At 55.2% G+C, this 10,341-nt stretch carries 9 protein-coding genes; 7 read left to right on the top strand and 2 right to left on the bottom strand.

All coding sequences use genetic code 11. From position 1 onward, the window contains the following. Positions 1 to 278: hypothetical protein (locus Pla100_RS31760; RefSeq protein WP_231603264.1), on the top strand; the 278-nt coding region annotated here is incomplete at its 5' end. 139 nt (positions 279 to 417) lie between these two features. Here Pla100_RS31760 and Pla100_RS19715 read toward each other — a convergent pair. Continuing rightward, on the bottom strand, positions 418 to 1,095 hold the full coding sequence (locus Pla100_RS19715) for a zinc ribbon domain-containing protein (protein WP_146579410.1): 678 nt from the start codon (positions 1,093 to 1,095) through the stop codon (positions 418 to 420). A gap of 311 nt (positions 1,096 to 1,406) precedes the next feature. Between Pla100_RS19715 and Pla100_RS19710 the strand changes: the two genes are divergently transcribed. The 6 genes from Pla100_RS19710 (at position 1,407) to Pla100_RS19685 (ending at position 8,252) form a co-directional block, all read left to right on the top strand. Beyond that, on the top strand, positions 1,407 to 2,975 hold the full coding sequence (locus Pla100_RS19710) for a hypothetical protein (RefSeq protein WP_146579409.1): 1,569 nt from the start codon (positions 1,407 to 1,409) through the stop codon (positions 2,973 to 2,975). Further along, a complete protein-coding gene (locus tag Pla100_RS19705; protein ID WP_146579408.1) occupies positions 2,968 to 3,591 on the top strand; it encodes a hypothetical protein in 624 nt (207 codons plus the stop codon). The genes Pla100_RS19710 and Pla100_RS19705 overlap by 8 nt, the downstream gene beginning before the upstream one ends. An 81-nt stretch (positions 3,592 to 3,672) precedes the next feature. Next, a complete protein-coding gene (locus tag Pla100_RS19700; RefSeq protein ID WP_146579407.1) occupies positions 3,673 to 5,772 on the top strand; it encodes a secretin N-terminal domain-containing protein in 2,100 nt (699 codons plus the stop codon). Positions 5,773 to 5,785: 13 nt separating this feature from the next. Next, complete coding sequence (locus Pla100_RS19695; RefSeq protein WP_146579406.1) at positions 5,786 to 6,316, top strand: hypothetical protein; 531 nt, start codon at positions 5,786 to 5,788, stop codon at positions 6,314 to 6,316. An 83-nt stretch (positions 6,317 to 6,399) separates the two neighbouring features. Beyond that, positions 6,400 to 7,122, top strand: a complete 723-nt coding sequence (locus Pla100_RS19690; protein ID WP_146579405.1) for a 3-keto-disaccharide hydrolase — start codon at positions 6,400 to 6,402, stop codon at positions 7,120 to 7,122. 44 nt (positions 7,123 to 7,166) lie between these two features. After that, the gene (locus Pla100_RS19685) at positions 7,167 to 8,252 is read left to right on the top strand and encodes a hypothetical protein (RefSeq protein ID WP_231603263.1); all 1,086 of its coding nucleotides are present in this window, start codon (positions 7,167 to 7,169) and stop codon (positions 8,250 to 8,252) included. A 335-nt stretch (positions 8,253 to 8,587) separates the two neighbouring features. Here the strand turns inward: Pla100_RS19685 and Pla100_RS19680 are convergent, their stop codons facing one another. After that, positions 8,588 to 10,282: an arylsulfatase gene (locus Pla100_RS19680; protein ID WP_146579403.1), complete on the bottom strand. Its 1,695-nt coding sequence runs from the start codon at positions 10,280 to 10,282 to the stop codon at positions 8,588 to 8,590. Between the last annotated feature and the right edge of the window lie 59 nt (positions 10,283 to 10,341).

Below are 10,341 nucleotides of genomic sequence, written 5' to 3'. Positions count from 1 at the left end.
CAAATTTGGCGTTGCATCATTCGACGCTGACCGACAAAAGAAAAGCCTCCCCCAAGCGATTCTCCACTAAAACTTCAAGCTGCTCTCACCGACTTGTGTGGTACAGTGAGCTGCGTAAGCGAGGGATAATTGATATTGACTCATCCCTCGCTTACGCTTCGGGTTACGATAAACCAATGCCACAGGCAAAAACGCAACTTCAAAACGCGCAAGCGAGGGAATTCGTTCCAAACTTTTTGATACCAGCAATTCCACTCGCTTGCCGGTCTGTTGACTGAATCGTTTAACGGCAAGCCGCAGGCGACAGAATTTGAAAACGCAGGCGCCTGCGGCTTGCCGTTAAACGAAAACGCCCAAACGCGTCCTAAATCAACACGCCGTTGCGAGTCGGGCTTGTGCGTTTGCGGCTTAGCCGCCTTAAGGTGATGGGGTACCGTCAATTCGTTTGCCATTTCGGTAGGCTCGGCTGCGGCCGGACGGGTCCCAATTCTTGAGGTCACCTTCGGTAACGATGTCGCGGACATCTTGTTCGGACACGTCGTGCAGCGCAGCGAGTTGTTTGATCGAATATTCGGAGGTGTCTTCGAGCATGCCTTCGACGCTGGTTCGCACGCGACCGTCGGGAAGCATCAAAGGTTTTTCAGTCGTGATTTTGGCGGTTGCCCGCATTTCGTCGTAGATCCGTCGGCGTCGGTCTTCGGGAATTTTAACGATCGTGAGCGAAGCCAACTCTTCTTCGGTTGGCTCCCGCAGCACCGGTTGCGTCGCTTCGGCTGTCGATTCCGTTTCCACTGGTGACCGAGTCGGAGCGAACAAAAGCACGCCCGCCACGCCCGCGATCATCAACAACAGTAACGCTCCGCCGACCGATGCATAAATCATGATCGGATCGCTGGACTTGCCCCCGGCTTGATTTTCTTGGGAATCGTTAGCCTGTTTGAGTGCGTCCGAATGAGAACCGGAAGGTGTAGGATTTGAACCGCCCGCACTCGTTGCGAAGACCTTGCCGCATGCCGGACAACGTGCGGTTTGCATCGCAGCGGGGATGTTGATCGATGTTTTGCACTGAGGGCAGCTAAGAGAACGAACGGTCATAACGGGATTTCCAAATAGGAACACGGATTCATCGGTAAAATCGTCGCATCAGGTTTCAGGCGATCCAATCCATCAAGAAGGGCCATGTATTGGATTCCGAACAATCGTTTAAACGCGCTGACAATGCGTTCATAGTATGCGGTCTGCCGAAATGAAAGATAGACGGTTCCGTGTCGGACGACTTAGCGGTTCGGCGTCATTGTAGGCAATTTTCCTCGATCTCAAACCTTTGGTTTGCTTTCTGAATGTTTGTTCCGCTTTCTTCCTCCCTAGCTGTGGTCAAGTCGTCAGCGGCGGCGAGGGATGAGGATATGGTAGCCTGTCTGGTACCGAGAGTATCGGCGGACGGGCTGGTCACGAAAAAATTTGCTTTTCGGGTCGAACACGATCGCATTGTGCTGGCGGTCGCAGAGATTGCCACGGGGGTTCCCGCTCGCATCGTGATTGATCACGAATCGTTGGTTGCGACTGAAGAACACGGCGAAGTACCGGCAGATTGGCTTGAAGGAGAGGGAAACGAGCGACTGCGGCAAGCGATTAAATCGCTCGCTATGCGTCATCAGCTCAATTCGGACCCGGTCGCCGTTTCTCTTAGCGGTGACTTTTGTGTCACGAGAATTTCGACCGGTACGATCGAACACGTCGACCAAGAACTCAGTGCTTTGGCGAGTCGTATTCCTCGCTACTTGCAATTGGGACCCGGTGAGAAATTGACCGGTCAGGTTCGCGAATCACTGCAACCGGGAATCGAACATGCGTTGACTTCGGTGGGTAACCATACCCGTTTGCAATCGCTATATCGAGCGTTCGCCGACAACGATGTGAACGTCGCGTGGATCGAACCATCCTTGGTCAGTCTCGCGCGACTGGTCGGGATGTTGGGAATCGATCAAGACAAACCGATCTTGATTGCCGACTCGTTCGGACGTTCTTGGGAAGTGGGGATCGCTCACCAAGGACGTTTGCTGTTGGACTATCGCCCTGCCGCAGCTCACGATTCAGAAACATTTGCCAAGGCGATCGACCATCACTTGGCGAGATTGCGACGTTTCTGCTTGCGCCACCGCAGGATGGTGCAGAGCGAACTCAGTGATTTGTACCTGGGCGGTCCACCGCAAAAGATCACGCCCGTGCTGGAACACTTTGCTGTTCAAGATGAACACAACCCTCAAAAACTCCGTGCCGTTGAGCTGAAGTTACCCGCTGCTTTTATGATCGTGGAAGTGGCCCCCGAAATCGAATCGGACAGCATTGTGGGCGTCGCGGCGATTTTGCCCTTGCTTCACACGGCAATTCAGCAAGAACCTCCGGACCTTCTGCAGTCGATCCGTCGTGACGTCAAAATATCCAAATGGCGATCGTTGGCATTGACATGGTGGCCGGCGGTCACAGCAGCAATTGTCCTGGTTGGGCTTTCATTGTGGGTCGGCGGATTGCAACGACAAGCTCAACAGAAGCGGGAACAACGAGGACTTGTCGAAACGCAAATGCGGCAAACTCGTGTCCGGATGGCGTCTTTGCAAAGCGATCAGCGATGGGTCGAACACCTTCAAACGATCCAAGGCAAAACTCGCCCAGTCCCGATGGCGATCTTGGTCAAACAAATCACACAGTGTTTACCGCCGCGTTCGTCGTTGCAGTCGATCCGGCTGGAGGGGGAACGGTCGATTCAGTTGACCGGAAAGACTCCGCACGAGTCCGAAATCTACGAAATCGTGAATTACTTGCGTCGCATTCCCGGCGTCACCCAGGTCGCCTTGCTGGGAACCATGCTCGGGTCGGAAGAAAACGAGTCTCAGTTCAACATTCGTCTGTCGTGGACCGCTTTAAGCACCAGCGAACAAACCACTCAACCGGACCAGGAGTTTCAAGATGATTAAGCCGAACGATCGGGTAATCCGAGCGACTGTTGCTGGCGTCAGTTTGATCGCATTGGTGGTGATCGGCTACCCAAAGGTCGATGAAGGTTTTCGTTTGAGGGACGAGAATCGAGAACTGAGGGAACTCGAGCAAGAATTTACCGACACTCAACAGCGAAGTGAAAGGTTGCAACGGATCGAGAACGCATTAGAGAAGCAGAAACGAGAATTGATCGGTCAAAACGTCACCCCAACCAAGATCGGTTCGGTACGTGATGAAGTCATTCGCATCGTTCGCGATCACGCCGGCAGTCTACGTTCGTTGGAAATTCAAGACGGACAGCGACGAGCATGGGCCGAACAAGACGACGATCCTCGCAACCGAGATATCTATGAACTAGGAGCCGAATCCGAATTCGAACTACACTCTCATGCGTTGACATTATCCGTGACGGGAAAATTCGACAACGTTCTTTCGATGGTTGAATCGCTGACTGATCACCATTGGTTGATGAGCCTGGAAACGATGGACCTGAAACCCTACGGAGGCACCGGCGACGATGTCATCCTTGAAGTCAACCTGACGCTTTACGGACTCGAACTCGCCCCTGAACCTATTGAAGAGACATTCACTTAGAGCCAATCCAAAGAGTGGTCTTCTCCTCATTGGATAGGCCATCAACTTAATGAGAATCGACTCGCTTTTACCGGAACACTCATGGCCACGGACGGCAAACGGGACTTTCAAGTCCCCCACGATCGAAAGCGACGAAGTCCCAACTGGGTTCGTTTGCGGACGCTCGTTTGGGGCGCGTCCATCTGCTGGTTGATAGTTGGCGGATCCGACATCATGGGTCAAGATCCGACTCCCCAAGCGTCTTTCATCCAGCCCAACGCTCGTCCCGACGAGGAGACATCGCTGCGTTCGTCGCTCGTCACGATCGATGAGGCCTTGAACCAACGTGGCAGCATCACGTTTCGCAAGACCTCGCTGCAAGAGGTGGTTTTCTTGTTGTCGGATCTGTGGCGGATCAACATCGTCGCTGGTGAGAAAGTCGAAGGCACCGTATCGGGCGTATTCAACGACGCTCCCCTGCGTGATGTCTTGTCGGCAATCTTGACTTCGTCTGGATACGGATATACCGCAGCGGGCAACAGTTTAATCGTCATGCCGATCGAAGAAGTCGGCACGAGCAGTCCGGAGTTTCGTTCTCGTACTCTGCCACTGATGATTGCCGATGATACCCAGCGGTCCTCGACGATCGATGCCGCCAAAATGTTGCTCAGCGATCGAGGGCGGATCCAATCGTTCGGTCGCGACCGTGTGCTGGTGATCGACACCCCCGATCGGATCGATCAGGTCGAGCAAATGTTCGCGAGTATCGGAGCGAGCGGACGCGTGTCACCGATGGCGACCTCGAGCTCTGACTCACAGGGCACGATTGACACCAACGTGTCCGCGCTGGCGGGCAACGGAGGTGTTTGGGCACCACTGCGAATCGCGTATTTCACACCACAGTACACCGAAGCCTCCGAGATGGCGGTGGCGCTGACTCAAGCTCTCGGCAACGGACAACTTGCCGGCGCTCCTGCGGACGGCGGTGCATCGGCGGGCGGCGGTAGCTCGCCGATCGAAGGCCCGATCGTGGCGGTTTATAAAGAAGAAAACCGGATCATGGTGAAGGGCACGCCCGAAGAACTGAGCCTTGCCGCCGAAGCGTTTCAGCAACTCGACCTGCCCCGCGCTCAGGTGCGAATCACCACCATGATCTACGACGTCGGTTTGAAAGAACTCGAGGCGTTAGGCGTGGATTGGTCACGGAATTTTCGTTTGAATACGGTCGATGGTACGCCGCTCTCAGAGTTTGCAGGCAACGTGAGCGAGGCCGTCGGGTTCTCCACCGGCGGCGCCAGCGGGGCCGCGTCGATCGGATTGCGGACGCTGAGCGATAACTTTGACGCGAGGGCTTTCTTGAACGCGCTCGATTCGACGTCCGAAGCCAAACTGTTGGCTGACCCTTCCATCACGACCGCCGACCGACGGGAAGCGTCGATCAAAATCGTTCAACGAATCCCCGTAATTGCCGCCTCGCCGGTGCAGCAATCCAACGTTGTTTTCGCCCAAGTCGAGTTCGAAGACGCCGGGATCATCCTTAAAGTCACTCCCCGGATCAGCAACGACGACACGATCGAGATGAAGGTTCAACCGGAATACAGCGTCGTGACTGACTTTATCAACGACAATCCCGTCATCGATAGTCGAACGGCGGAAACAACGGTTCGGGTTCGCAACGGTCACATGTTCGTCCTCGGTGGATTGAGGCAAAAAACGATCAACGAAACCGTCGGTGGCGTGCCTTGGCTGCGAGACATCAAGTATGTCGGCAAGTTGTTTCAAAACCATACGACGGAGGTTCGTGAAAGCGAGTTGATCGTGTTCCTCAAGCCGGAACTGATTTGCCCCACCTACCATGGCACACCACGGGAACAGATTGCGTATCGGGTCGCCGGCAATCAACTCGATTCGATTCCATACGCGAGTTGCTGTCCGCAATCCCCGAAGTGCTGCGATCCCAAGTGCCCCAATCACCATCCTCGCTGCCGGATCAATGAGGGCTCTCATGGAATGCAGTTAATCGGTGACGTGGGCATCACTCCGTTCGAGCTGGCGTACCCGAATGAACAACCCCAAATCTTTGCCGAGGAAGGGACGATCGAACCGTTTGAACTTTACGTCGAACCCTACGATTTAGCCGAACCGGCAACGATCGATCGGTTCGAAAACCTCCCCTCCGAATTGCCTTATCCGGCTCCATGAAAAGGTGAATTCGATGATTCCTGATACGAAGATCGACTTCTCATTCGATGCCATTATCGGCCAACGCTTGTTCATGCTTGGGGTGGGATTGGTACTCGCCACGATCGCCGGTTGCGGTATCGACGCGGATTCGCTCGCCACGCTCGAGCAAGCCGCCCGGCAACACGTTCAGATGAGTCAAGGGATCGATGGGCCAGCGACGTCGCCGGTCAGCCTCTCGCCGAGTGGGGAATTGTCTTTCCAACCGGCATTCCCCGAACGTCGTGATCCATTCCGGGTCGACCAAACCGAAGTCGAACGCGACGAAATGGTCAACGTCTCGTCGGACATTCGGGTTATCGGGTTTGCCAAACTGGGCCAACAACAAGCGATCCTGAAGATCGGCGACGAGTCCAAATTTGTGATCGTCGGCGATCGTATCGGAGATGTGGAAATCTTGGGCATTTCGCCGCCACGCGTGAGGTTGCGAAGCGGCAATCTGACCTGGGATGCGAGTATGTTCCAAAACTCCATGCCGGCCTTGAGCGGCGCTGTCGAGAATTGATTAGAATGCTGGCCCGCCTTGATCATCGATCCCAGCGGTTCCCATCTCAATTCTCAAGTCGACTCCACCTGGATTGCACACCTATGAAGAAAAACCTGACACGTTCGCTCGCGCTGCTGATTTGCCTAGCGGGCTGGACTGCCACCCACATCCAACCGTCCAACGCCTTGGATTCCGGCCAAACCGCATCGACGTCTGACGGCCAATGGATCACCCTGTTCGACGGCCAATCGCTTGATGCGTGGCGTGAATACAACCACGATTCGATCACGACAGGCTGGAAAGTGGACGACGGCGCGTTGACTTGCATTGCCAAGAAAGACCAAGGCGAAAAGGCTCGCAACGAAGACATCATCACGAAAGAAAAGTTCGACGCGTTCGAATTGGAACTCGAGTTCAAGGTCACCGAAGCGGCCAATAGCGGCGTGATGTTTCATGTTCTTGAAACCGACAAACCGCCCTATTTCACTGGCCCTGAAATTCAGATCCAGGACCACAAGGGCGGCCACGATCCACAAAAATGCGGCTGGCTGTATCAGCTCTATCCCGCCGAGACCGACGCCACCAAACCGGTCGGTCAGTGGAATAAGTTACGCGTGTTGATCACGCCCGAGAAATGCCAGATCGCCGTCAACGGTGTTCTCTACAGCGAATTCGTCAAGGGCAGCGAGGATTGGAACAAACGCGTCGCGGCATCGAAGTTCGGCAAGTGGGACGGGTTCGGTGAAGCCACTTCGGGCCATATCTGTTTGCAAGATCACAACGACGAAGTTTCCTACCGAAACATCCGCATTCGCAAACTGTAGTGCCGTCTCGGAACTGGCCATTTCTTTTTTCGCCGAAGGTCGACTTGCTCACCTTCGGCGGCAGCGCGGTCGTCGCATTGGCCTTGCTGCCCGTCGGGGCGGCATTGGGAATTCTGCACGACAAGACGCCCGGTTGGACCTGGGTGACGACGATTCTGCTGATCGACGTGGCGCACGTGTACGCGACCGGGTTTCGTGTTTATTTCGATATCGGTGAACTGAAAAAACGTCCCTGGCTGTATACGCTCACGCCCGCTTTGGCATTCGGGCTTGGCGTGGCGGTCTACAGCGAAAGCGTCGGTCGGTTTTGGACAATCCTTGCCTACTTAGCCGTCTTTCACTTCATCCGCCAACAATACGGTTGGGTGGCGTTGTACCGGGCTCGCGAACGGGAATGCTATAGCCGATCTCATGACGATCAGGCTTTCATCGATCCAGACGTGGCCGAGGACGGCCGGGCCGAACGATTGGGATGGTGGATCGACGCGTCGGCGATCTACTTGGCCACGATTTACCCGCTCGTCGTTTGGCACGCATCGTCGCCTCGCCAGTTTCACTGGTTCGTTGAGGGGGACTTCTTTCAGGTTCCGGCCGTCTGCGCGGATATACTTCGGCCCATCTATTGGTGCGCGATGGCGGCTTACGTCATCGGTTCGCTGCATCGAGGTTGGACCGACGGACACTGGAATCCGGGCAAGGACTTGGTCGTGTTGACGACGGCGGTTTGTTGGTATGTTGGTATCATCACGTTCAACTCGGACTACGCTTTCACCGTCACCAACGTGATCATCCACGGCGTGCCGTACATGGTTTTGATTTATTGGTATCGCTGGCATCGCGTGATCACGCCATCGGACAACGCGGTCCATGATGGCAACCATCTGCGGAATCGTCGGTGGACGAACGCCCGCCGTTTGACGGCGTTCCTGGGCATAGTTTGGATGCTTGCCTATGCCGAGGAATTGTTATGGGACGCGGGCACCGGCGAGCGTCATGCTTGGTTATTCGGTTGGTTCCCGATGGGCGAATCAATCGATCCATGGACAACCTGGTTAGCACCGGCGCTCGCCGTTCCCCAAATCACCCACTACATCCTCGACGGATTCATCTGGCGTCGATCCGCAAGATAAGTAGGCTGGGTCGCAGCGATAGCGAAGACCCGGCAGGTTATTGGTTATTGGTTATTGGTTATTGGTTATTGGTTGTTGGTTGTTGGTTGTTGGTTGTTGGTTGTTGGTTGTTGGTTATTGGTTGTTGGTTATTGGTTATTGGTTATTGGTTATTGGTTGGGCGATTCAAGATCGAACCGATCAGTCAGATCCTTGCCACTCTTCACTCTTCACTCTTCACTCTTCACTCGCCACTCGCCACTCGCCACTCGCCACTCGCTTCTCGCTTCCCGCCGGGTGTTCGTCGTCAAAGCCCTCCTCCACCCAGCCTACAAGATCGAGCCTACGAGACCCAGCTACTTTTTGTTGCTTGGGTTGAGCGGCAAGACGTTGGCCCGTTCGGCGTAGGCTTGCCATTTTGCGATGAGCTGTTTCTTGAGTTTGGGTTGCTCGGCACTGAGGTCGTTCTGCTCACTGCGGTCAACGGACAGGTCGTAAAGCTCCCACGGCCCCTTGGCTCCTTTGGCGACCAACTTCATGTCACCGACGCGGACGGCCCGGTTGCCTTCGTGTTCCCAGTAGATCGCATCGCGTTGCAAAGGCTCACCTCGGAACACCGGAGCCAAACTTCGGCCTTCCATCGGTTTGATTTTTTGGCCGTTGTGAAACGTGTCGGGGTAGGTCGCGCCGCTGACGTCGACGGCCGTGGCCATCAGGTCGATCAAGTGCCCTGGCGTGGTTTCCAAATCGCCGCGACGTGAAAACCCCTTGGGCCAATGAACGACGAGCGGTGTCGAGATGCCACCTTCGTGGACATAATGCTTGTATTCACGAAAAGGCGTGTTCGAGACGCTCGCCCAAGCCTCGCCGTAACCGATGGCGGTGTCCGCCGGTCCGGCCATGGAACCTTTGCCCGTTCGCATCGGGAACCCGTCGCGAGATTGCTTGGGCGTCATATGAGGTTGCAAATAATCGTCCGCAAGAGCGGGCAGACTGGGCGCGTCGGCACGAGGACCGCCCATTCCGCCGCGTCCGTATCCCTCGGCACAACCACCGTTGTCTTGCAGAAAACAAATCAACGTGTTGTCGAGTTGACCGGTCGCCTTGAGCGATTCGACGAGCCGACCGATGCCCTGATCCATGCTGTCGATCATCGCCGCGTAGACTTCCATGTTCCGCTTATCCCAATCCCAGTGCTTAGTTTCTTTGGCGTTGGACGGAATCGGGAAGTTGACCGTATTGTCACGTCGGATCAAACCGAGGTCGATCATCCGTTGATAGCGGGCGTCGCGGATCGCGTCATAACCGGCGTCATATTTTCCCTCGTGTTTAGCGATGTCCTTTTCCAAGGCATGCATCGGCCAGTGTGCGGCGGTGAAGGCGACGTACATGAAGAACGGCTGGTCACCGCTGTTTTCGTGGTGTTCTTTTACAAAACGTGACGCGTGATCGGCGATCGCATCGGTGTAGTAGTACGTGCCATTGGCCATGTCGGCGGGCGTATACAATGGGTCAGCGTAAGGCGAGACGTATTCGTTATCACGAGTCAGCGTGTTGGGATCAAAGAAACTGCCCGCGCCGTGAATCGTTCCGTAAAAACGGTCGAATCCCCGTTGCAACGGCCAGTTGGCTTTGTCGGCTTCGGTCTTCGGATCGACCGCTTTGGTGACGTGCCATTTCCCCGCCATGTAGGTGCGATATCCCGCCGGTTTGAGGGCCTCAGCAATTGTGACGCAGTGGCGGCTCAATTCACCACGATAGCCGTCGTGGCCGCGGTCATCCATCATGTGACCGATGCCTGCTTGGTGCGGATACAATCCGGTCAGCAAGCTTGCCCGAGTCGGACAGCAACGACCGGTGTTGTAAAACTGAGTGAACCTCAAACCACTCTCGGCCAACGAGTCCAAATTCGGTGTGGGAATTTCACTGCCGTAACAGCCGATGTCCGAAAAACCCATGTCATCCGAAAGGATGTAGATCACGTTCGGTTTCTCGGTCGCGACCACCGGTGAAATGACACAGAAAAGCACAAGCCAAAAACAAAGTCGCATCAAAAAGCCTTCTTCAGGGGATGGTTTGGTGGGGAAATCGCCATCATAGTCGCTCAAGA

Origin of the sequence: Neorhodopirellula pilleata (genome assembly GCF_007859915.1) — a bacterium.
GTDB classification, from domain to species: Bacteria; Planctomycetota; Planctomycetia; order Pirellulales; family Pirellulaceae; genus Rhodopirellula; species Rhodopirellula pilleata.
The sequence above is the reverse complement of the archived record's forward strand: the minus strand, read 5'-3'. Positions and strand labels throughout refer to the sequence as shown.

What these genes read in the sequence shown, in the direction of transcription:
- Pla100_RS19690 (WP_146579405.1), top strand. Translation starts at nt 6,400, where the DNA reads ATGAAGAAAAACCTGACACGTTCGCTCGCGCTGCTGATTTGCCTAGCG.
- Pla100_RS19705 (WP_146579408.1), top strand. Translation starts at nt 2,968, where the DNA reads ATGATTAAGCCGAACGATCGGGTAATCCGAGCGACTGTTGCTGGCGTC.
- Pla100_RS19695 (WP_146579406.1), top strand. Translation starts at nt 5,786, where the DNA reads ATGATTCCTGATACGAAGATCGACTTCTCATTCGATGCCATTATCGGC.
- Pla100_RS19680 (WP_146579403.1), bottom strand. Translation starts at nt 10,282, where the DNA reads ATGCGACTTTGTTTTTGGCTTGTGCTTTTCTGTGTCATTTCACCGGTG.
- Pla100_RS19715 (WP_146579410.1), bottom strand. Translation starts at nt 1,095, where the DNA reads ATGACCGTTCGTTCTCTTAGCTGCCCTCAGTGCAAAACATCGATCAAC.
- Pla100_RS19710 (WP_146579409.1), top strand. Translation starts at nt 1,407, where the DNA reads ATGGTAGCCTGTCTGGTACCGAGAGTATCGGCGGACGGGCTGGTCACG.
- Pla100_RS19700 (WP_146579407.1), top strand. Translation starts at nt 3,673, where the DNA reads ATGGCCACGGACGGCAAACGGGACTTTCAAGTCCCCCACGATCGAAAG.